This window comes from Apibacter raozihei (assembly GCF_004014855.1).
Taxonomy (GTDB): Bacteria; Bacteroidota; Bacteroidia; order Flavobacteriales; family Weeksellaceae; genus Apibacter; species Apibacter raozihei.
Map to the genome: position 1 here is coordinate 432,410 of NZ_CP034930.1, position 23,508 is coordinate 455,917.

The window sequence follows — 23,508 nt, forward strand, 5'->3', positions numbered from 1 at the left end:
CATAACAGATAATTTTCAATGGAACAATAAATAAATTGATAACTTACTTTATATTTTTAAAATGGATATTGAAGCGTTCAGAGATTATTGCTTATCCGTAAAAGGGGCTACTGAAAGTTTTCCTTTCAATGATAATACTCTTGTATTTAAAGTAATGAATAAAATGTTTGCTTATGGCTCTATTGACCCAAAAGATGGTGAACTTAATTTTAATATGAAATGTAATTCTGACATGAGTATTGACTTGAGAGAAAAATATTGCGGAATATGCAAAGGAAAACATACGACTTCTAATTTATGGAATGCAGTATACCTGAATAGAGATGTACCTGATTCACTTATCAAAGAACTTATACAACATTCAGTGGTAGAAGTAATAAAAAAATTACCTAAAACAAAACAAGCTGAATATCGCCAATTAAATCATAAATAACTTATATTATTATTATTAATCAAATGAATATAGATTTTACTAAAAGTAACGGATTAGTTCCTGTAATTATACAGGATTATTTAACATTGCAGGTGCTCATGCTGGGCTATATGAACGAGGAAGCCTTTGAAAAGACAAAAAATGAAGGTAAAGTAACCTTTTTTAGTCGTAGTAAAAACCGTCTTTGGACTAAAGGAGAAACATCTAAAAATTTCCTATGGGTTAAAGATATAAAACTTGATTGCGATAAGGACACCCTTTTAATTAAGGTTTTACCAGACGGTCCCACCTGCCACACAGGAAGCTATTCTTGTTTTGACGAACAAACTTCACAAGGATTTGTTTATGAATTACAAGATATCATAAACCGTAGAATTAATGAAAAAACAGAAAATTCTTATACTTATAAGTTGTATCAGCGTGGAATAAACAAGGTGGCTCAAAAAGTTGGAGAAGAGGCTGTGGAAGTTGTAATTGAAGCTAAAGACAATGACGATAATCTTTTTAAAAATGAAGCGGCTGATTTATTATACCACTATTTAATATTACTAAAAGCTAAAGGTTTTAAACTCGAAGATATTGAAAATGTATTAATGAACAGACACAGGGATAAAAAAAGATAAGCTGTAAAGGGATATGGGCCTTTACAGCTTACTAAAGTAGTAACTTAAAAAGATAGTTTTTTTGAAAATTCAATGTTTAGTTTTTATTATTTTATCTATATCTTGTGTTCATAATTACATTCAGTAAGTCAAAACATTGAATTCAATTTTAAATTATACCAAATTAATTAGTGCTAACATTACCTGTTTTTCTATAACACAAAATTAGACTTATTTCTTTGGGTTTAATTACATAAAACTTCCCGATGTTTACATAAATCCGCCTTTTTCAAAATAAAAAAAGTAAAAAGAAAGAGCTACATCTATGAGCCTGATTAAAAAAACCAAACTGATAGATGTAGCTCTTAGTAATTCAATGTATTCTAATTATTAATATAATTTATACCCTTTTTAATTATACTAGATTATAAATTCATTGAATAGTTATATATAGATGATTAGTGTTAAAATCTATAATAAATCAAACCTCGTTTTCATTCATTCTGACAAAATTCATCTTACATTTAAACACTTTATGGTCTTATTATCTTATTTAATACTCAACACTTATATTGACTTATTTAGCGATATTTTCTTTTCTTATTTTCCCAGGTGTAATTCCAAAATAGGATTTACAAAATTCATTGAGATGTGCCGGTGAGGCGAAACCGAATTCTAAACTTATTTCTTTTAAAGTTTTATGAGTACAGTTTATCTCATGATAGATATTCTTAGCTCTTTGTTCCTTTAACCATTGGGATGGAGGAACATTAAAAGCTTTTTTAAATCTTTTTTCAAATCCCGAGACACTATAATGGGTCAAATCTGCCAAATCCTTGACCGTTTTAGCCTTGTAATGATTTAAAAGTATCTGATTAGAGAAACTGGTATCATTAGTCAGCAAAGGATAAAAAAACCCCAACAACTCTTTCTTAGGATAATAGCCTCTTAAAATAAAAAACAATTCTTTAAGTTTTATTTCAAATAACGAGATACATTTTAGTCCGTCTTTTACTATAATGTATAACAGCTGCATATAACTTTGTAAAATTTCGTTGCCTTGAAGTGTGGTTTGTTCTTCCAGATCGGAAACATTTTCATCTTTCAGAAGTCTTTCAATTGAATATCTGTCGCACAATTTTATATGCGATCGGAGTCTAAGTACACAAATAGATGTATCTTTTTCCGCTTTTGATACAAATTTTGTTCCAGCCGGAAGAATTATAGCTTTCGACTGTGATAAATTTTCTCCCGAGAAGCCGTTAAACAAAAATTTAATTTTTCCTTTAACAACGTATACTATTTTATTTTCCTGAGTTGAAATATCCCAATTTTCATTCTTATGTAAATCCACCACTTCTATCAAAGGGTTAGCTCCGTCATCGTAGTTACGACAAGAAATATGCTCCTTTGTATAAAGTAATTCAATATCTTTACTTCCCTGCATTAGTTTTATCTCAACTTATAGTATAAACTATTATCGTTTAAAATATTTCAATAATCCACATTCTTTATTCTATAATAAAAATTCAAACAAATTATTTAAATTTTTATTAATATATCTTAATATTTACTAAATAGCTATTTAACAAACACTAAAATTACAATCAGGCAATTAAATTAATTATAAAAAAAATAGTTATACACAATAATGTAGACAAAAGTAAACAAAAAGCCTATACGAAACAAGCATATAGCTAACAATTTGTAATAAAATCTAAACATTTTCAAAAAAAATGACAGATAAATTATCATATTTTACTCTCATTTATTTCATTAATTAAATATATTAAAATACAACTAAGCTTCTAATTACATATTTAATAAAAAAAAATAACAAAAATTTCTATATTGGCAACTAAATATTTTAACATATATTCAATATTATCTGCATAAAAAACAAATTAATTTAATTACATCCCCTAATTAATTAGAACTTTTACAAAAAATTCAATCATTTAATACGTTACACTACTAAAAAAACACCTCATTTACGAATAATTTATATTTTAAAGAAAAAATAAAAAAATTACGAAAATATAAATATTACATAAAATTCAACTTATCCGTAAAATATTATAAATTAATATGAAGTTAATATTTTTAATTTATTAAGCTATAGAAAAATTTTATTTTATTGTTTTATTAATTCAAGAAACTCGTATTCATCTAAAATTTGAACAGTTCCAAGTTGTTGTGCCTTTTTCAACTTAGATCCGGCTTTTTCGCCAACGATCAAATAATTTAAATTTTTACTTACAGACGATACATTTTTCCCACCATGCTCTTCAACCATCTCTTCTGCTCTTTCTCTGGTAAATGCTGTTAGTTTTCCTGTAAATAAAAATGTCTTATTTTCAAGAACATCCGACACCTGTGAATTTATTTCTTCAGACTCAAATTTAAGGCCAGCCTCTTTTAATTTACGTATAACTTCCAGATGTTTGGGTTCTTTGAAATACTCCTGAATACTTACAGCTATTTTTTCACCGACATCATCTGTATGTATCAATTCTTCTAACGTTGCTTCTCTTAACTTTTCAATATTTTTAAATCGCTTGACGAGTTTTTTTGCCATCGTTTCCCCTACATGCCTGATTCCCAAAGCAAAAAGAACCTTTTCAAAAGGTACTTCCTTTGATTTAGCTATTCCGTCAATTATATTTTGAGCCGATTTATCAGCCATTCTATCTAAATGTACCAATTGCTCTTTCTTCAGTGAATAAAAATCAGAAACATCAGTTACCAAGCCCTGCTCATGCAACATAATCACAGTTTCAGCACCAACACTATCTATATTCATAGCTTTACGTGATACAAAATGTTCAAGCCTTCCGGCAACCTGAGGGGGACAAGTTTCCTCGTTTGGACAAAAGTTTGCCGCTTCTCCCGGTTTTCGGATCAATGCAGTTCCACATGCCGGACAATTTTTAATAAATTGAATATGCTGGGTATCAGGTTCCCTTTTATCGTAGCTGACATCTACAATTTTGGGTATAATCTCTCCTCCTTTTTCAACAAATACATAGTCATTGATACGCAAATCCATATTGTTGATAAAATCTTCGTTGTGCAAGGAAGCTCTTTTAACGACTGTTCCCGAAAGTAATACCGGCATTAAATTAGCTACCGGAGTGACAGCTCCAGTCCTTCCTACCTGATAATCTATACTCAGTAATTGTGTTTCAACCTTTTCTGCTTTAAATTTATATGCTATAGCCCAACGAGGTGATTTTGCCGTATATCCTAATTCTTCTTGTTCCGATACAGAATTTACTTTAATTACCACTCCGTCGATTTCAAATGGAAGCTGGTATCTTTCAGTATCCCAATGATGAATAAACCCGTATATTTCATCCAGATTTTTACACAGTCGAGAATAATTCCCAACTTTAAAACCTAATTCTTTTGCGTGTTTTAATGAATCCCACTGAGTTGAATATTGAATATCATCTGAAATTACGTAATACAGGTAACAATCTAAACCTCTTTTCGCAGTTTCAGTATTATCCTGCAGTTTTAAACTTCCACTTGCCGTATTTCTAGGATTTGCATAAGGCTCAAGTCCCTCTTTAATTCGTTCAATGTTTAACTTCTCTAATGATTTTTTAGGCATGATTATTTCTCCACGCACATAAAAACGCTCGGGAAAATTCCCTGACAGCTCTAAAGGAACAGAACGAATAGTTCTTACATTGGAGGTAACTTCATCTCCCTGAAATCCATCCCCACGGGTAACTGCCTGAACTATTTTCCCATTTTCATATAAAATACTGATGGATAAGCCGTCATACTTCAATTCACATACATATTCAACCTCATCGGATATAGATTTAGTTACTCTGTCCACCCAATCTTTTATATCTTCAAATGAATAACTATTATCAAGAGAATACATTCGTTTTTCGTGAACAACAGTTGGGAAGTTTTTAGTAATTTGCCCGCCTACCCGATGTGTAGGTGAATTAGGATCATCGTATTGAGGATAATCCTTTTCTAACTGCTTTAATTCTTCAAGCATTTTGTCAAACTCGTAATCAGAGACTTCCGATTCATCCAATACATAATACTTGTAGTTCAATGTATTTATATCTTGACGTAAAACTTGGATTCTGGCTTGTATATCATTCATATTTGGGATACAATTTAAAACCAAAAATACTAAAAGAAGTACTTAAAAAAAATTTTAGTCCCAAGATTTACTTAAATGATAAGAAATATACAGATATATTAACTAATATTAAGATATTTTTTTATTTTTCTTAGCTATAAAACTATCATAAAAAGGTTTCCATCCATGATGATGTATCAAATAGAAATATTTAGGAAAAAAACGGTTTATTTCATAGACTATCTGACGAGGAACATTCGATTTTCTCAATTTTTTAACCAGCTGTATCTGGGTTGCCATACCGCCTGATCTTACTATTGAAGGTAATAAATTATAAATTCTAAGGTTGAATTCCCACGGATGTTGAAGATCGCAATCAATAGGTCTTCTGACAATCGGTCGAGTACTCATTATTTTGCTTAAAAACTTTTCAGCTGCTGAACGTGTCCATATTGCTGCAATAGTTGTAATGGGAACACTGGTACCACAGGCTGCAATAAAGTGATTTTCATCAATATCTTCAATCTTAATGTGCCTTCTCTTACCATTAAAAAGTTTTAGGACATCCCAATCAGCTTTTTTATCCTGATTTATGTGATGAACTGCAATACTTTTTTCAACTACTTTTTTAAAATCATCACTTAATACAGCATCATCTTCAATAATAACAGCATATAAATATTCCGAAGCAACTAAAGTCTGAAGAGCTTTGACATGACTCAGATAACAGCCAATTTCACCAGGTACCAAATTTCTATCATATTTATTTTTTAATAAATATTCACTCCCATTTAGTAATGCTCCATCCACTGCCGGAATCCTCTCAAAATGTATCTGCTGTTTATCAAATTCTTTTTTCATAAACTCCAGCCGATCCTGAGACCTATCCAGGTTTATTAAGTAGGTTGTATAAAGAGCATTATTCATTTTTATCTCGTTTAATTTCCATATATATTTAGGGGACAAAGGTACTTATTTTTATAAATTTTTGTAGAATATTTTAATATAATGCCTTAGAATTATGATATAAAAAAATAATTTCTAAATTTGTCTCGTTAACTTTTTAAAAGAATAATATGTCTTACGGATTATTGAAAGGTAAAAAAGGAATTATTTTCGGAGCTTTGGATATTAACTCTATTGCATGGAAAGTAGCTGAACAAGCACATGCAGAAGGTGCAGAATTTGTTTTAACAAATGCACCAGTAGCTTTGAGGATGGGAGAACTTAATGCCCTTGCCGAAAAAACAGGCTCAGATATCGTTCCTGCAGATGCTACTTCTATGGAGGATCTGGAAAAACTTTTCGATCATGCACTTGCTAAATTTGGGAAATTGGATTTTATTCTACACTCTATAGGAATGTCTATAAATGTTCGTAAGGGAAAAGAATATACTGATATAAATTATGAATGGCTGGCTAAAGGATGGGATATATCTGCTGTTTCATTTCATAAGGTAATGAAAACTGCGTGGGATAAAGATGCGATGAATGAATGGGGAAGCATTCTGGCTCTTTCTTACATTGCTGCTCAAAGAACCTTCCCTGGCTATAATGATATGGCTGACAATAAAGCTTATCTGGAAAGTATTGCCAGAAGTTTTGGTTACGAATGGGGATTAAAGAAAAAGGTAAGGGTTAATACTATTTCTCAGTCTCCTACCCCTACAACTGCCGGACAAGGAGTTAAGGGTTTTGGAGGATTTATTGAGTTTGCTGAAGAGATCTCTCCTCTTGGAAACGCTTCGGCCGACGATTGTGCTGGTTATTGTATTTCTTTATTCTCTGATTTTACTAAAAAAGTTACTTTACAAAACCTATTTCACGACGGAGGTTTCTCTAATGTTGGAGTAAGTGAATTAGTAATGAAACGTTATGGAAAATAAAATTTCATACTATATAAAAAAAGAGACTCTAAATGAGTCTCTTTTTTATTTATTATAAATTTTTTTTATTTGCTAACTTCTGTAGATGTCGAAATATTTTTCATTTTTGATTCATCAATATTATAGTATTTTATTACACTTGCATAGTCATTATAATCAACAGCAGGTGTAGTACTTTTTGTACTTGGAAAAAAGCCGGGAATTATAACTATTCTAAATACTTGATTAGTTAAGAAATTAGGTGTAAGCGTTTTTATATCGTAATTTGCATCCATATAAATTGTAAAATCTTCTTTACTAAAATCAAAACTGTGGGTAATGGTTCCTGAGTCATTAGTAAATGAACTAGGCAATAGCACCCAAACCGGTGAGCCGGAAGTTGTAGTATCTACCTGTCTGTATATTAACAATTGATCTGAATCATAATCCAATCTAAAATTTAGTCTATACTGATAAGAATAAATTGAATTTGCTGTAAACACCGGATTAACCAACTCATGAACTTCTGCAATAGTATCCTTATCTACTGTATTAACAGGTTGTGGATTGTCATCATTGCTACAGGATACCGTATTAAGACTGAAAAATATAGTCAATACTAAAAGTGGAATTATTTTCTTCATAAGATTTATTTTAAACAAATATAATTATTTCTATTTGACAATATAAAACGCAATTAAGTTTAAAATAGTATTTTTGCATGTTTAAAAAATTTAAGAGAAAATGATTTTAGTTCAAAACCTGGGATTACATTTTGCAGGAAGATATTTATTTGAGAGTGTTAATTTTAGAATTAATAAAAATGATCGCATTGGACTCGCAGGAAAAAATGGTGCAGGAAAATCTACATTGTTAAAAATTCTTTCCGGAGAACAACCTTCAACTGAAGGTAACGTGGAAAAGGAAGGAGAAGTACGTATTGGCTTTTTGAAACAAGATCTGGATTTTGAAAAAGGGAGAACTGTTTGGGATGAAGCAAAACAGGCATTTAAAGAACTTAATCTTATCAACGATCGTATAGATACCATTAATCATGAATTGGCTACACGTACTGATTATGAATCAGACGATTATCACAAACTGATTCACGATCTTACTGATCTTACTGATCGGTTTTCACATCTTGGGGGATACAATACCGAGGGTGAGATTGAAAAAATCTTAAAAGGTCTTGGATTCCGGGAATCAGACTTCACCAAACTTACTGATGATTTCTCAGGTGGATGGAGAATGCGTATTGAATTAGCAAAACTGCTGCTTGAGGAGAATGATGTTCTTCTTTTAGATGAGCCTACCAACCATTTGGACATAGAATCTATCATCTGGCTGGAAAGTTTTTTGGTTAATTATAAAGGAGCTGTAGTATTGGTTTCGCACGATAAGCAATTTCTTACTAATGTTACGAATCGTACTATTGAAATTTCAAACCGTACCATACAGGATTATAAAGCAAATTACACCAAATATCTTATTTTAAGACAAGAAAGAAAAGAAAAATTACTTCAATCCCAAAAGAATCAAGAGCAGGAAATTAAGCGTACAGAACAATTAATTGAAAAATTCCGTGCTAAAGCGAGTAAGGCTTCGTTTGCTCAATCTTTGATTAAAAAATTGGATAAGGTTGAACGTATTGAAATAGAAGACGAAGATGTTACCCGATTCAATATCAGATTTGAACCTAGTGTTACTCCCGGTAAAATAATTTTTAAAGCAGAGGGACTTGGAAAATCATTTGGAGAACATATTGTTTTTCAGGGAGCTGATTTTTTTATAGAACGAGGCGAAAAAATTGCTTTTGTCGGACAGAATGGGCAAGGAAAGACAACATTGGCAAAAATTATGGAAGGTATACTTCCTTACGATGGTGCTTTAGAAACAGGACATAATGTACAAATAGGATATTTTGCTCAAAATCAGGCTGAAGTCCTGAATGGAAATAAAACCATACTGGAAGAAGCGGAAGATTCTGCTACTGAAGAATCAAGACCAAGAGTAAGAGATTTGTTAGGCTCATTCCTTTTTCAAGGAGATGAGGTACAAAAAAAAGTTTCTGTCTTATCCGGAGGTGAAAGAAACCGTCTGGCTCTTTGTAAGCTACTGCTTCGTCCTTTTAACACGTTAATTATGGATGAGCCTACCAATCACCTCGACTTGCAATCGAAAGCCATTCTTAAGCAGGCCCTCAAAAATTTTAAAGGTACCCTTTTACTGGTATCTCACGACAGGGAATTCCTGGACGGGCTGGTTGATAAAATTTTCGAATTTAGAAATGGTGAAGTTAAGGAATTCTTAGGCGGAATTACTGAATATCTCGATTATCGTAAGAAAGAGAATATGAGAGAGGTGGATATGGAAAAATCTACAATGGCCGTTAAAAAAGTTTCTGTTTCTGAGACATCTAATAAAACTGATAAGGAAACTGAATTTAAGTCTAAAGAACAAAAAGCCTTAGAAAACAAATTAGCTAAGGTTGAATCTGAAATAGAACGTGTGGAGTCTAAGATTCAAAAAGCAGAAAAACATTTTGCAGAAAAAAATCCTGCTGAAAAGGAACTTGAAGAATACACCCATATGAAAGAACAGCTAAGTAGCTTAAATCAGGAATGGGAAAAAATTTTTAATCAAATAAATTAAACTATTAAGCCTGATAAAATCAGGCTTTTTTTACAGGAAAAGGTAATACATTTTTCTCTTTTATACATATCTGAGATTTAATCTGTATTCTTTACCTTTGCTGAAACCAATAATACTCATAAGCTGTGACTATACTTTATTTTACCCTGATTTTATTTTTGGGAGCCATTGCAGCCGGAATGCTAGGCTCATTAACAGGACTTGGCGGCGGAGTTGTAATTATTCCTTTACTCACTTTAGGCTTTGATGTTGATATTAAATATGCTGTTGGGACAGCTTTGGTAACGTCAATCGCAACATCCTCAGGAGCAGCTGCAGCCTATATTAAAGAAGGCATAACCAATGTACGTATAGGTATGTTTCTGGAAATTGCAACTACAGCTGGTGCCGTACTTGGAGCTTTAGTCGCCGTTTATTTACCTATTTCATCTATATACATTATTTTAGGAATTACCCTTATTTTTTCTTCAGTTATGACTGTCAGAAAGAAAAATCAAAGTATTGATTATTCCAAACCGGGAAGTAAATTAGGGACAATTTTAAAGCTTAATGGTTCATATCCTACTTCTGAAGGAATACAAAAATATAATGTAAGAAATGTAGCCGGAGGATTTTCTTTAATGACTCTTGCTGGTATTCTTTCCGGAATTTTAGGAATTGGTTCTGGTTCCTTGAAGGTTTTAGCTATGGACACGGCTATGAAAATTCCATTTAAAGTTTCAACTACAACTTCCAATTTTATGGTGGGTGTAACAGCTGCTGCCAGTGCTGTAATATATTTTCAAAGAGGACAGATTAATCCGGAATTAGCTATGCCTATCGTATTAGGAGTTCTGATTGGTGCTTTTTTCGGTTCAAAAATATTAATGCGGATTGATGTATCATTACTGCGAAAAATTTTTAGTATTGTAATTTCAATTTTAGCTTTACAAATGATATACAGAGGTATAGAACCTAGCCTGGTAGAATGGTTTCCACATATCAATTTTCCAAAAATTTAATACATCTGGTAAAATGGCAAATTTATTTACTAAATCGTTTTGGGTAGAACGTGATGTTGAACTTCTTATTGGCAAATTATTACGCTATGGTGTAATAATTTCTTCCTGTATAACCATTTTGGGTGGTTTAATTTACATATATCAACACCCTCATGAAAAACCGAATTTTGAAGTATTTACCGGAACCTCTGAATATTTGAGGGAAATACCTACTATTATTCCCAGAGTCTTTGAATGGGATGGATTAGCTATCATTCAGTTGGGGGTTGCTGTCCTTATCGCAACTCCTATTGTCAGAATAGCTTTTTCAATCTTTGCTTTTGCTGTTGAAAAAGATCGTATGTACGTTATTATTACCTGCATAGTTCTGGCAATCATCCTTTCCAATTTATTTTTTGGTATCGAAGGATAATCTTAAAAGACTTACTTTTCTTTAACCAGACTTATTCAATTAATGTATCAAAAAATAAAACATATAGTTTCCGAAAGTACTTTTTTTATTTTCAGCTTTTATTTTAGCAGGGGTTTGAGAATAGCTTTTGTAATGCTTATGCCTATGATTATTGGTATTTTGTTTAACCGTTTGGACATTGGCGTACTGGCTTCTTCTGGTGCTTTGGTAGCAGGAATAGGAGATAATCCGGGAACTATTAAAATAAAACTTTATACTCAGTCTATAGGAGCTGTATTTTATTTTTTGGTCGTTCTAATCAGTCAGTTGTTATTGCCTTATACCTCTCATGTCGTGTCTTTTGGTTTATGGGTAACTTTTAGTGGTTTCTTTTTTTCACTTTTATTTATCTATGGTTCCCGAGCAGTAAGCATTAGTACTTCTGCGTTATTATGTATTGTATATGCCTGTAGTTTTCAATCACATGATATATTTACGAATACTTTAGCCATGATGTCCGGTGTTGTGTTTTACGGAATTGTTTCACTGGGTCTTTGGCGTATTCAACCCTATCGCGTTATAGAGCAAAAGCTTAGTGAGAATATTAAACAGTTAGGAGAATATACCGACCTTCTCTATCATTATTTTCTGATAAAAAGTAATTCACCGGAAAAGAAGCAAAAACTAAACGATATTCTTATTAAAATTTTTGAAAAACAGGAAAAAATTCATGCTACCCATGAAGATATACGTGAAAATCTCTTTCGACTGCGTATTAACGCAAAAAGCTTTTCCGCTAAAGGAAGGAGAATGACACTTATTTTCAGTGCTTTGATAGATTTATATGAGCAGCTCATTTCTTTAAATATCCAAGATGATAAGCTTATTTACTCGCTGGAAAAAAGCGGATTAAAGCAGGATTTTACTACCGGTTTATTAAATATGAGGCTGATTCTTGATGGTATTAACTGGTCTATAAATTTACATAAAAAAGTTACTATTACTATAGATACTTCTTTGCTTACTAAGTTTAAAGAACATATTTTAAATATTGAAAACGGTAGTGTTGCCTGTAGGGATGTTAATGTTCATGCGTTAAAACATGTAAGATTTATTTTCAGATCCTTTTACAAACAAACCCAAATTATTAAATCCATTATCAACGGAAACTTCAGTAATGAAAAAACAACTTATGAGGATTTACAATTAGAAAAATTTACACAAGAATACAATTATAATTTTACCACATTAAAAGCTAATTTAAACTTACGTTCCAATATATTCAGGCATGCCTTACGTGTAAGCATGGCAATACTTTTATCATATTTTATATGTATTGCCTTGGAAATCAAATATTTTTCATGGGTTTACCTGACCATTATACTTATCCTTAAACCTGTATACGGAAATACAAAGAACTATGCTATTCAACGTTTACAAGGAACGGCTGCCGGGGCAGTTATTACTTTGCTTTTGCTTTTACTGACTCAAAACGTTTATGTTATTACTTTTCTGACGGTTATCTGTATTGTAGGTGCTTATAGTTTTATTCCCATCAATTACAAGGTAGGAGTTGCTTTTGTAACTATTTTTGTCATCCTTTTAATTTTCTTGGAACATCAGGGGAGCGATAATTGGATTAATATATATCACAGACTGGGAGGAACTGCCATTGCCGTAATTATAGCTTTTATTCTCAGTTTTCTCTTTTTACCTACCTGGGAGTATAAAATTCTCCCCACTCTCATCAGTAAATTATTAAATTATAATTTAAATTATTTTAAAAAACTGACTTTTAATTTACAACATGAAGATAAATTATCTGATACTGAGGTTAAATTGGCCCGAAAGGATGTTTTGTTAGGAACTTCAAATTTATCCAGTTCTTTTCAACGAATTATATCTGAACCTTCTTTATCTAAAGATTATAAATCTGATATTTATAATATTCAGACACTTATAAACTTACTTTCTACGAGAATTTCTGCATTAAGAACTTATACTTTTACATCGCAAAAAAATACAATTACAGAAACAGATAATCGTTTGATACAATTAATCGAGCAAACATTAACCAATTGTATTAGCTTGATACAAAACAGGAATCCTGGAGAAGAAAGCAACTGGCTGGAAGAGGAATTTAATTTGAATTTAAATAATCAAAGTTTAAATACTTATCAGCTTAAAGAAATTTATATACTTTCCCAACAAATATATAACTACGTAAAAAAATTAAAAGAATTTCATGAATGGAAAAATTCTCAATTCGAATTTTCTTTGTGATATTTCTTTTCTATTAAAATCTTATTTTATAAATATAAGTTAATCTTATAAAAAATAGCAAAAAAAAACATACTATGTTTTTATTAAAAAAAACGAGTATGTTTTTACAATTTATTGATTCTTCTTCTTAAAAATTTATAAAATGCTGAATATTTCACAATTGAAGGCTTACACAAAAATCAAACCAATATTTTAGCTTATTGCATTGTAATAATTTAATATTTACTTTTGTTTCATATTAAGATTAAAACATTAGTATAATCATCAATTATATATTTTAAATATTGATAGTCGCGAATATCAACATAAAAATTAATTGATGATTATGTCGGAAAATCCGAAACAGCGACATTTAAAAATCTGAAAGTAGGAATTTTTAAACTTATTAAATTATGAAAAAACTATTATTTTCGGCAGCGATTATAGTTGCCGGCCTTGCCACTTCAACACAGGCAAAAGCAGACACGTTACCATTAGCCATTGAAAACAATTACACAACCGTAACAACTACTTCCAAAATGTCACTGGAAGATGAAGCTGTTTACAGATGCGTTTACTGGTATTCATATTGGTTGAATGGAAAACTATATCATAGATATAGATGCTATGTAGCTTAAATGTCATAAATATTATTATTTTCAGTTTATTATACTTAGTTATTTTATCCTGATTTTAATTATAAATCAATCAAACATAGTGTATAATTCATAGTATAAACAATGTACATCGCTAGTGTATAAATTTTATACTATGAATTATCTTATTTACTATTGAAATTTATCACAATTAAAGATCCGAAAAATGAAAAGATACTTACTTAATACTATTATAATTATAATAACAGTTTTCACTCCGTTACACTTATACAGCCAAACATATAAAATAGTTTATAAAACTATTTTTAATTTAGACAAAATTAAAAGTGAAAGCCCAGAGGGAGAAGCAGTTCAAAATTTAAATTTATTTTTTTCGGAACCGTTTACTTATAATTTATATTATAAAAATGGAATTTCATTATTTTTAAAAGACAAGTCTATACAAAATAAAGACAACACTAAAATCATTGAAATTGGTGCAAATGATCAAACCTATAAAAATATGCAAGAAAATTTATATGTATATCAATCTGATTTTTTTGGAAAACTTTTTCTTGTAACAGACAAACTTAATAATACAAAGTGGAAATTTACAGGAGATGAAAAAAAGATTGATTCTTATACATGCAAAAAAGCCACGACTTTATCTGAAAGTCAAGGGCCTATAACTGCATGGTATACAATAGATTTAGCCATTCCGGACGGTCCGGAAAACTATTGTGGCCTGCCGGGATTAATTATTGAACTTGAACAGGAATACCAAACTTATAAACTTGTTTCAATTGATTTCAACTCCGATTATGAAATTGTAAAACCGACGAAAGGAAAAGCTATATCTCAAAATGATTATAATATTTTATTAAAAGAAAAAATTCAAGAAATACAGGACGGAACTATTGAAGAAACATTTTAAAAACAACTACTTTGAAAATTTTGTCTTTTAAATTTATATGTATATTTTCAGCCTCCCTTATTGCTAATTTTACGATTGCTCAAAATCTCTATTTTATCGAAGGGAAAATATATAATTCTGACGATACGGCTATACCTTATGCATCAGTTCAACTAACTGATTCAGCAAGCAACCTAACCATCGGATATAGTATTTCCGATCATGAAGGTTACTACAAAATTGAACATATTCCTTCCGGAAATTACCATATTGAGATAAATCATATTGAATACAATAAAAGTATAGAGAGTCTGTTTTTATCTAAAAGCAAAACTCAAAATTTCAATTTATATAAAAAAGAAAAAGAATTAGAAGAAATTACTATTATAAATAAACTTATAAAAAGTAAGGGAGATACTATTTCTTATAATTTAAATTCTTTTACCAACGGACATGAAGAAAAATTAAAAGATATTCTTAATAAATTACCAGGAATTGAAGTAAACGATGGAAATATAAAGGTAAACGGAAAAATTATTGACAAATTATTAATTAACGGAAACGACTTTTTTGGAAACAATCATAAACTAGCTACGGACAATTTAAATGCTCAGATGATTAAGTCCGTTGATGTATTAAAGAATTATCAAAATTCTCTACTAGCTAAAAACTTGGAAGGAGGCCAACAAACAGCCCTAAACGTAGATATAAAAAAGGAATATCAAAACAAAATTACCGGAGATATATCCTTATTTTCATCGTATAAAGAAATGTATAACTCTCAACTCAATTTATTTAAATTTGGATCTAAATCATCTATAAGTTTTATAGGAAATGCTGGAAATACCGGAAAAAACGGATTTACTATCGATGATTATCTGAAATTAAACACGGATGTCCGAAATGAACTTATGAATAACGAAATTTCTTCTATGAAAGAAATGAGTGATTTCCTTCCTAACTTTTTACTGACCGATAATAATATTATAAAAAAAAATAATCAATTGGGAAGTTTAAATATCTCTTTTATACCCAATGAGAAGTTAAAAATATCGGCTTATTCTATACTAAACAATGTAAGCCAAAGAGAAAAAATATTTTCAGAAAAATTATTTTTAGATAACAATTCAGAGATATCTGATAAAAACAACACAAAAGGAAATTTATTATTTAATCAGACGTATTTAAAAATTAACTATGATATTAATAACCATATATCAATATCCTATTCCGGAGCTTTGGAACCTGCTTACAATAAAGGAATTGGAATTACTGAATCAAATAATAAAATTAATATTCACTCTTACGATGAAAATTTATCTACTAAAAATTTAAAATTTTCTCAACAATTTAGTTTTTTATATAAATTTTCAGAAAAAAACTTAGTCACCTTTAATCTTTATCAGGAACTAAAAGATGATAGAAATAAATATACAATTTCCTCATCTGAACCTCTATTTCACTATAATAACCTTAGCCTACAACAAAGAAGTTATCGAAAAAATGACGAAAAAGGTATCATTTCTAAGTTTACTCATAAATTTAGTATATTTACTTTGAAAGGAAATTTGGGATATATATGGAAAAGAAATATATTTAAAAATACAATTGTTCAGGAGCTTACTAATGAACACATTCCTATATCAACTAATTATTTGTTCTTAAAAACCGGAATCAGTAATTCTACTCATTTTTTACAATACCTACTTGACTTTGAAATAAGAGACTATAAATTATCCTTTAATCCTGAAAAATCTAAATCTACTTTTTTTTTACCAAAAGCTAAGTTAAAACTTGAGTTTACTCCAACTCATACTCTTTCCATTTATTACACAAAAGATATTACATATCTCTCTGCTGATAAATTTAATCAACAAAATTATTTAAACGACTATTATAGCTTGTTTACAAAAAGTTTAATTGAAAGTAACAAAGAGCTTTTGAATTCAACCACAGGCATTGAGTATTTATTCTTAAATCTTTATAATGGTACAAATTTAATTATTAATACTAATTTTAATCAGACTTCAAACACTCCTGTAACAAATAACAATTCACTAAATAATTATACAGTTATTAATTACATAAACTCAAAAAATAAAAAATCATGGAATGTAAATCTGATATTTGAAGCTAAACTAAAATTTATTAAATCCAGAATCAGCTTTAACAATGATTATAGCCTTTCGTTTGAAGATACTTTCACAAATCAGGAAAAAGACCCCATGAAATCTTCATTTATTTTTAATGAAATAGCCTTAAAATCTTACAGTAAGAAAGCATTTTTAAATTATGAATCCGGTATTAAATTATCAAACAGTATTTCTAGTTATAAAAACCAAAAAAACTCACTAAAAAGATCTCAAATTACTCCTTTTTTCAATTTATACTTTAAATTTTCAGAAAACTTAAAAGGATCATGGACTAATAATTATACTGTTTACCGAAGTGGTCAGATAAAGAAAGATATTTATAATTTGGGCTTTAAAATCATATACAAAAATAAACTGTCTTCCTGGAAATACTGGATCGAAGGAAATGATATTTTAAATATAGCTGGTTCAGAAACAATTGAAACCTCTACCACTAATAATATTTTACAAAGAAATATTTATCATAAGCTGCCAGGTTATGCCGGAGTCGGAATGAGTTATAATTTGTAGCTGAAACTATTTAAACCACTCAACACCATACATTATGATTATATAACGAGCCAATTTACCTAAAAACATAGAGAATGTTACTATAAAAATATTAGCTCTCATATACCCTAAAGCAACCGGAATTATATCGCCAACAACCGGAAGAAATGAAAAAAAAGCCATGGATGCTCCTTTACCTTCTAACCAATTATGCATTTTATCAATTTTATCTTTCTTTATTTTCAGGTATTTTTCAATCCATTCAATCTTACCCAGCTTACCCAAAAAATAATTAGTCATTCCTCCTAAACTATTTCCAAGGGTTGCTATAATAACACAAAGCCAAGGTTCACCTCCTATTGCTAAAATTCCCCCTAACACTACCTCAGAACTAAATGGTAAAATTGTAGCTGCTAGAAATGAAGCTAAAAATAACCCATAATACCCATATTCTATCAATCCATCTAACATAACTGAATGAATCTATTTAAGTTCCGGATGGATAATCGGAGTATCTTTAATTTGTTCATAAATCAGATGATATGTTTGATCTTTTAACTCTTCTTTTGATTTATTTAAAGGATACAAAATATCTAACCTTTCCACCTTCACTTTTCCGGGATAACCTAGAGTAAATACAAACGGAAACATATTATTAAGATTATGAATAGCATAAACAACTATGGGCGCATTACAGTAAAGAGAAGATATAAATGCTCCATCTTTAAAATTTGCGAGAATAGTATCTCTGTCAGGCACACCTCCCTCGGGGAAAAGAACCACATTTTTATTTTCCAGAGTAATAGTTTTCTTAACAGCCGGAAACACATCCGCTCTGCTTTTTTTATCTGATCGATCTACCGAAATTGAAATCTTCTTAAAAATTCTTCCAAAAACAGGGTACTTCTCCAGTTCCTTTTTACCTACAAATACAATAGGATGATTGGGATGAAGAATAAACATTAATGCTACATCCATAACAGATGTATGATTTGACACTAAAATATAATTTTTTTTAGGATCCAGTTTTTGGCTGTACTTAAGAGTATAAGTAAAACCCATTCCATAAAACAAAACATATGACCACAATCTCATAAAAAAATAGGTCAGTTTATCATTTTTCTGGTACGTTAACAAATAAATGGTTGTACCGATAAAAAGGGTACATAAGGCTGCCAGAATATAAAACCATATTTTCCAAATAATGACTAAAATTTTTCTTATAAATTCCATAAAGTAGTTAAATATGAACTTCTAAAAGTGTTAATGGTTGGCTTATTAAAGATTTTATCGTTACTTCATCTAGCGAAGCTGGAAGTAAAACAGTTTGACCTTTGTTTATTTCTATTTGACCGGATTCACTTTCTAAAACCCCTTTTCCTTCTAAAATAATTATTATTTTAAATGTATTAGTTGATTTCTCAATTTTCAACAATTCATGAATAATCTTTTTGGAAGTTGTAAAGTATGGCGATTGTACCAACAGCTCATTATCAGAAGTTTTATTATAATGTATAAAAGGATCCTTAATATATGAAAAATCAGAAACATCTGCAGCTTGTTGCAGATGCAGTTCTCTTTTCTTACCGTCTTTATCTACTCTATTATAATCATAGATACGATAAGTAATATCTGAGGTTTGCTGAATTTCTGCAACCATAATTCCTTTACCTAAAGCATGAACCCGGCCTGCAGGAATATATACAACATCACCTTTTTGAGGGTGAATTTTCCGTAAAACAGATTCAATTTCCCCTTCTTTTTCCTTTTGTAAGAAAATTTCTTTATTCACATCTGGTTCGAAACCCACGATAATTTCTGACTCAGGATCAGATTCTAATACATACCACATTTCGGTTTTACCAAAAGAGTTATGATACTTTTTTGCATATACGTCATCCGGATGAACCTGTACGGATAAAGGCGCATCAGCATCTAAAAACTTTATCAGAAGAGGGAAGTCCAAACCAAATTTTTTATAAACTTCAGTACCTAAAAGCTTTTCTTTATATTCAGTTATTAAATCATTTAAATTACGTCCTTTATGAGCACCATTTGCTATCTTACTTACAAAACCCGGAACAGTAGATATCTCCCAGCTCTCTCCAATATTTTCTTCAGTAATCTTTTTCCCAAAAGCAGTTAATTTATTCCCTCCCCATATTCTATAGTGGTAAGAAGGCTGAAATAATAATGGATATAATGACATATATTGTAAAATTTAATTAATACAAAATTAATACATTTAAATAAATTGAATTTACAAAAGGCAATTCTGCTTACTGAATTAAAAAGGATAAATCATCATCAGAATTAAATTCTTTGGGTTCCTCTCCATATTTAAATATACGAACCGTACGGTTTCCCTGCAATTTGATTTTGCCTTTATGATATGACAGCAATGTATTTTCTCTTAATCCAGCTACATATATATTTCTGTTCAGTTCTATAAATTCTTCTATTCTTTCCTCTCTTGTTTCCCCTCTATGCCCATCAGGGTTAGCATCCATATAATGAGGGTTTATTTGGAAAGGTATTAATCCTAATGTTTCAAAACTTGAGGGTTCAACAACGGGCATATCATTAGTAGTCTTTAAAGTCGGACATGCAATATTAGAACCTGCACTCCATCCAATATATGGAATCCCCGAATTTACATGTTCTTTAATCTCATTCATTAAATCATATTCGTGCAAAGTTTTAACCAACTGCCAGGTATTCCCTCCACCTACCACTATAGCTTTAGATTTTCTAACGGCCTCTTTAGGATTACTAAAATGATGAATGCTCTTCACCTGACGTTCAATTCCACTCCAAGCCAGATTAACTCGTTCCTCATATTGAACATGAGAAAGCCGAACCGCTGCATAAGGTATAAATAATATATCCGTATCAACCTTATCTAAAAATTCATGTATATAATTGGTTGAAAAATCAGCATGTGTGGAATTACTTAATAATAATAACTTCATTAGACTATTTTATTGTAAAATTAACATTTATTAACAAAACACGGTGTTTCATAAAATTATTTATCCATTCATCTTATACGCAAACAAAGAATTAAAATATTCATAACGTATAAATTTTAATTTTAATATTTTTGAATAAAATTTATAGAAGATGGAAATTAAAACTCTTGCAGAGCGTTTATTAGGCAGACAAATACTAACTAATGAGGGAACTAAAAATTCTGAAATTGAAAAAGTGGAATTAAAATATGACCTTAAATTACCCAAATCTTTAAAAGATCTATATTTATTTGCCGGTAAAAACACCCTACTTCTTGAAGCTTTTAATCGCTTTGCATTACCTGCACAACTGGAAATAAGCGACAATAAAATGGTTTTTCTGGAAGAAAATCAGAATATATGTTACTGGGGGTTTGAAATTGACAAAAATACGAATAACCCTAAAGTATACCAGCTAATTAATGAGAATGAATGGTATGAAGAACAGGTACTATTAAACGAATTTTTAACAATCATGCTTTATTATCAATGCGCTCAGGGCGGGTATGAGTATTGTGCAACTTCAGGTATAACTTTTGAAGATTTAGATATTTTTGTTCACACTGAATGGGAGGATGTTGTTCGTTACAATGGCTTACAAATTTATTGGAAAGCAGATTGCCTTTTATGGTATGTTTACGATAAGGAAAATAAAATCGTTGACGATCTATATTTTTCCGCTAGAACACAAGAGGCTTATAAATCGCATGTACAAAAATATGAGTTAGAAGAATTGTAACATAAAGTATAAGTATGTTATCTAATCCTAATTTCAGAAATTGGATGCCTCGGATCAATGGTATTTGGGACATGAATTTGAGGATATTTACTTAGTAAATCTAATAACTTTGAAAAGTATTGAATTGGGAAGCATGTACGGCGACCCAACATGCGGAATTATTGATAAAAATGACCAATGGTGCATAGCTGGTGGAGAATATATTGTAATTTGGTATAATCAGAAAATATCTTTTATCACTGATGAAATTTTAAAAGATACCCACGCGATACGACAAATCGGCTCATTGAAAGTTGAAATATTAACTGATCCCTGGTCTGAGAATTGTGCTGTCTGGGAATTAGATATAAAATCGGATACAATTAGAAAACTAAAAGATTTCAACTACTATAACGATAAAGAATGTACAGAGAATGTGATATGGTAAAGTTTTGACATAAAAGCATTTGACTATATATTTTGATCACACGAAAAATCTGTTTAACAAAATTACACTTTGTGTTTAATAAAAAATCCATAAAAGTGTAGGTCTTTTCTGCGCCTTTAATTTAGAGTCTAAATACCTCATCATAGGATCACTTGTTACAGGACAGCCTAAACTCCAGCCCATCGGTAAATGCTTAGGAGCTATTTCATTGTCAGGAACGGGAGTATAGGAATGTAACACAATGACTCTTTTATACGCATTGGAGTTGGTAGGCTCCAAACCATGCATTTTATAATGTATGTTAATACCCCATTGGCTATAAGAACGAACTCCTAACTTATACTTTCCCAAAGAACTACAATAACTTCCATCTTTATTACTGAAAACAGGGGTTTCTTCAGTGCTTTTTAAGTCTCCAGTTCCCATTCCATGAGCACATAAAGCACTTCTGATAATTGTATCTTTTTTAAAATCCCAAACAAACATTCGGTTCTTTCCTGATGGTATTTTCATATCTATCAAAATACAAAAATCCTGATTGAAATTATTTTTTTTACAAAATGTATAGGCTTCTTTTGATTTCTTTTTAATATCATCATAATTATCCTGATTTTGTGAATAAACATCTTTTAGTATTGTTTTTGCCCCTACATCTTTACATTTATAAAAATTGGAGAAAATATACCCGAAAATACATACAATAATAAATAATCTTAGAATTTTAACAAATCTATACATATAATTAATACAGTTATAGAATATTTAACTGTAATTTATATAATTTTATTGCACAATAACTATATGTATTGAACTTATTAATTGACATAAGTTCCGTGTTCACTAAAATAATAGTCATAACTTGTAACTATACATAGAATTTACTATTTATTTATTAAATAATGAATTTTAAATTAGTAAATTTACTGAAAGAAGATTTTTTATGTCAGTAAAAACCTTGCAACAGCCAAGTTACCAATGGATTGATTTATTAAATCCGGAAAAAGAAGAGTTACAAACCATTGCAAATCAGTGTAATCTTAATTACTATAACCTTGCTGACAGTCTGGAGCCTAATCACCTGCCTAAATTTGAGACGGAAAACGATATTAATTTTTTTATTGTCCGGATGGTTCATAAAAATGCTAAAAAAGAATCCAATATTGAAAATCTTTCAAACAAAATAGCTATTTTTTATAATGATAAAATTATTGTATCCATCCATCGTGTCAAAATGGACTTTCTTTCCACTATTGAAGAAAAATATATAAATCCTGGGAAAGCTACTACAACCACCAGTGTAATTATAAAAATTCTATATTCAGTCTTACAAACATATAACGATTCTATTATTGCAACAATAAATAAGCTCGATTTTTTCGAAAACCGCTTATTTACGAAACATCCCTCCTCTTTAGTTCTTCAAAATATTTATTCATTAAAACGTAAAACCAATCTTTGCACAAAAATGCTCATTCTTACAGAAGAGGTTATAAAATCAGTTAAACCCTCAAAACAAGAAAAAGCATCTTATCAGGATTTAAAAGATTTATATGTTAAATTAACTACCCTGCATGAACAGGTGATTGAAGATTTAAACAATTTGCTGAATCTTTATATTTCTCTTTCCTCACAGAAAACCAATGAAATTATGAAAACACTCACCATTTTTTCCATTTTTTTTATGCCACTTACGTTTATTGCCGGTATTTATGGAATGAATTTTAAATACATGCCTGAGCTTGGCCAAAAATGGGGTTACCCCATAATTATGCTTTCTATGTTGCTAATTACCCTTCTGATATATTTCTGGTTGAAAAAAAAGAAATGGTTATAGTTTATAATTAACACGCATCAATAAAT

At 30.2% G+C, this 23,508-nt stretch carries 22 protein-coding genes; 13 read left to right on the forward strand and 9 right to left on the reverse strand.

Features of this window, described 5'->3' with window-relative positions; all coding sequences use genetic code 11:
- Window positions 1-61 precede the first annotated feature (61 nt).
- Entirely contained in the window at window positions 62-433 is a 372-nt protein-coding gene (locus tag EOV51_RS01990) for an MmcQ/YjbR family DNA-binding protein (RefSeq protein ID WP_128149354.1), read from the forward strand.
- A 23-nt stretch (window positions 434-456) separates the two neighbouring features.
- Window positions 457-1,056 carry a bifunctional phosphoribosyl-AMP cyclohydrolase/phosphoribosyl-ATP diphosphatase HisIE gene (hisIE, locus tag EOV51_RS01995; protein ID WP_128149356.1) on the forward strand — a complete coding sequence of 200 codons (600 nt, stop codon included), beginning with the start codon at window positions 457-459 and terminating at the stop codon, window positions 1,054-1,056.
- Window positions 1,057-1,612: 556 nt separating this feature from the next.
- Here the strand turns inward: hisIE and EOV51_RS02000 are convergent.
- The 3 genes from EOV51_RS02000 to EOV51_RS02010 all read right to left on the reverse strand — a co-directional run bounded on the left by EOV51_RS02000 (window position 1,613) and on the right by EOV51_RS02010 (window position 6,073).
- Window positions 1,613-2,482 (reverse strand): helix-turn-helix domain-containing protein, encoded by an 870-nt coding sequence (locus EOV51_RS02000; RefSeq protein ID WP_128149358.1) that lies wholly within the window; start codon window positions 2,480-2,482, stop codon window positions 1,613-1,615.
- A gap of 687 nt (window positions 2,483-3,169) precedes the next feature.
- Complete coding sequence (gene ligA / locus EOV51_RS02005) at window positions 3,170-5,167, reverse strand: NAD-dependent DNA ligase LigA (protein WP_128149360.1); 1,998 nt, start codon at window positions 5,165-5,167, stop codon at window positions 3,170-3,172.
- Between the two features lie 108 nt (window positions 5,168-5,275).
- Window positions 5,276-6,073 (reverse strand): glycosyltransferase family 25 protein, encoded by a 798-nt coding sequence (locus EOV51_RS02010; RefSeq protein ID WP_128149362.1) that lies wholly within the window; start codon window positions 6,071-6,073, stop codon window positions 5,276-5,278.
- Between the two features lie 149 nt (window positions 6,074-6,222).
- On the opposite strand from EOV51_RS02010, the gene EOV51_RS02015 reads away from it, so the two are divergent.
- Window positions 6,223-7,032 carry an enoyl-ACP reductase FabI gene (locus tag EOV51_RS02015; RefSeq protein ID WP_128149364.1) on the forward strand — a complete coding sequence of 270 codons (810 nt, stop codon included), beginning with the start codon at window positions 6,223-6,225 and terminating at the stop codon, window positions 7,030-7,032.
- A gap of 65 nt (window positions 7,033-7,097) precedes the next feature.
- Here the strand turns inward: EOV51_RS02015 and EOV51_RS02020 are convergent, their stop codons facing one another.
- On the reverse strand, window positions 7,098-7,655 hold the full coding sequence (locus EOV51_RS02020; protein ID WP_128149366.1) for a hypothetical protein: 558 nt from the start codon (window positions 7,653-7,655) through the stop codon (window positions 7,098-7,100).
- Window positions 7,656-7,755: 100 nt separating this feature from the next.
- Between EOV51_RS02020 and EOV51_RS02025 the strand changes: the two genes are divergently transcribed.
- The 7 genes from EOV51_RS02025 (at window position 7,756) to EOV51_RS02055 (ending at window position 17,492) form a co-directional block, all read left to right on the forward strand.
- Window positions 7,756-9,666, forward strand: a complete 1,911-nt coding sequence (locus tag EOV51_RS02025) for an ATP-binding cassette domain-containing protein (protein ID WP_128149368.1) — start codon at window positions 7,756-7,758, stop codon at window positions 9,664-9,666.
- 125 nt (window positions 9,667-9,791) lie between these two features.
- Entirely contained in the window at window positions 9,792-10,667 is an 876-nt protein-coding gene (locus EOV51_RS02030; RefSeq protein ID WP_128149370.1) for a sulfite exporter TauE/SafE family protein, read from the forward strand.
- A gap of 13 nt (window positions 10,668-10,680) precedes the next feature.
- Window positions 10,681-11,079 carry a DUF1634 domain-containing protein gene (locus EOV51_RS02035; RefSeq protein ID WP_128149372.1) on the forward strand — a complete coding sequence of 133 codons (399 nt, stop codon included), beginning with the start codon at window positions 10,681-10,683 and terminating at the stop codon, window positions 11,077-11,079.
- A gap of 114 nt (window positions 11,080-11,193) precedes the next feature.
- Window positions 11,194-13,341 carry an FUSC family protein gene (locus tag EOV51_RS02040; RefSeq protein ID WP_164875224.1) on the forward strand — a complete coding sequence of 716 codons (2,148 nt, stop codon included), beginning with the start codon at window positions 11,194-11,196 and terminating at the stop codon, window positions 13,339-13,341.
- Between the two features lie 392 nt (window positions 13,342-13,733).
- Window positions 13,734-13,958: a hypothetical protein gene (locus EOV51_RS02045; RefSeq protein WP_128149376.1), complete on the forward strand. Its 225-nt coding sequence runs from the start codon at window positions 13,734-13,736 to the stop codon at window positions 13,956-13,958.
- Between the two features lie 184 nt (window positions 13,959-14,142).
- On the forward strand, window positions 14,143-14,850 hold the full coding sequence (locus EOV51_RS02050; protein ID WP_128149378.1) for a GLPGLI family protein: 708 nt from the start codon (window positions 14,143-14,145) through the stop codon (window positions 14,848-14,850).
- A 20-nt stretch (window positions 14,851-14,870) separates the two neighbouring features.
- Window positions 14,871-17,492, forward strand: a complete 2,622-nt coding sequence (locus tag EOV51_RS02055) for a TonB-dependent receptor (RefSeq protein ID WP_164875225.1) — start codon at window positions 14,871-14,873, stop codon at window positions 17,490-17,492.
- 6 nt (window positions 17,493-17,498) lie between these two features.
- Here the strand turns inward: EOV51_RS02055 and EOV51_RS02060 are convergent, their stop codons facing one another.
- The 4 genes from EOV51_RS02060 to pepE all read right to left on the reverse strand — a co-directional run bounded on the left by EOV51_RS02060 (window position 17,499) and on the right by pepE (window position 20,443).
- Window positions 17,499-17,942 (reverse strand): YqaA family protein, encoded by a 444-nt coding sequence (locus EOV51_RS02060; RefSeq protein WP_128149382.1) that lies wholly within the window; start codon window positions 17,940-17,942, stop codon window positions 17,499-17,501.
- 12 nt (window positions 17,943-17,954) lie between these two features.
- Window positions 17,955-18,704, reverse strand: a complete 750-nt coding sequence (locus EOV51_RS02065; RefSeq protein WP_228427682.1) for a lysophospholipid acyltransferase family protein — start codon at window positions 18,702-18,704, stop codon at window positions 17,955-17,957.
- Between the two features lie 7 nt (window positions 18,705-18,711).
- Window positions 18,712-19,680: a type I phosphomannose isomerase catalytic subunit gene (locus tag EOV51_RS02070; RefSeq protein WP_128149385.1), complete on the reverse strand. Its 969-nt coding sequence runs from the start codon at window positions 19,678-19,680 to the stop codon at window positions 18,712-18,714.
- A 70-nt stretch (window positions 19,681-19,750) separates the two neighbouring features.
- Window positions 19,751-20,443 (reverse strand): dipeptidase PepE, encoded by a 693-nt coding sequence (pepE, locus tag EOV51_RS02075; RefSeq protein ID WP_128149387.1) that lies wholly within the window; start codon window positions 20,441-20,443, stop codon window positions 19,751-19,753.
- Between the two features lie 151 nt (window positions 20,444-20,594).
- Here pepE and EOV51_RS02080 point away from each other — a divergent pair, with 151 nt between their 5' ends.
- Together EOV51_RS02080 and EOV51_RS02085 are read left to right on the forward strand one after the other, a co-directional pair.
- Window positions 20,595-21,221 (forward strand): hypothetical protein, encoded by a 627-nt coding sequence (locus tag EOV51_RS02080; RefSeq protein WP_128149389.1) that lies wholly within the window; start codon window positions 20,595-20,597, stop codon window positions 21,219-21,221.
- A gap of 40 nt (window positions 21,222-21,261) precedes the next feature.
- The gene (locus EOV51_RS02085) at window positions 21,262-21,648 is read left to right on the forward strand and encodes a hypothetical protein (protein WP_128149391.1); all 387 of its coding nucleotides are present in this window, start codon (window positions 21,262-21,264) and stop codon (window positions 21,646-21,648) included.
- Window positions 21,649-21,723: 75 nt separating this feature from the next.
- On the opposite strand, the gene EOV51_RS02090 is transcribed toward EOV51_RS02085, so the two are convergent.
- Window positions 21,724-22,386 carry a murein L,D-transpeptidase catalytic domain-containing protein gene (locus EOV51_RS02090; protein WP_128149393.1) on the reverse strand — a complete coding sequence of 221 codons (663 nt, stop codon included), beginning with the start codon at window positions 22,384-22,386 and terminating at the stop codon, window positions 21,724-21,726.
- A gap of 202 nt (window positions 22,387-22,588) precedes the next feature.
- On the opposite strand from EOV51_RS02090, the gene EOV51_RS02095 reads away from it, so the two are divergent.
- Window positions 22,589-23,482 carry a CorA family divalent cation transporter gene (locus EOV51_RS02095; protein ID WP_128149395.1) on the forward strand — a complete coding sequence of 298 codons (894 nt, stop codon included), beginning with the start codon at window positions 22,589-22,591 and terminating at the stop codon, window positions 23,480-23,482.
- Window positions 23,483-23,508: the final 26 nt, after the last annotated feature.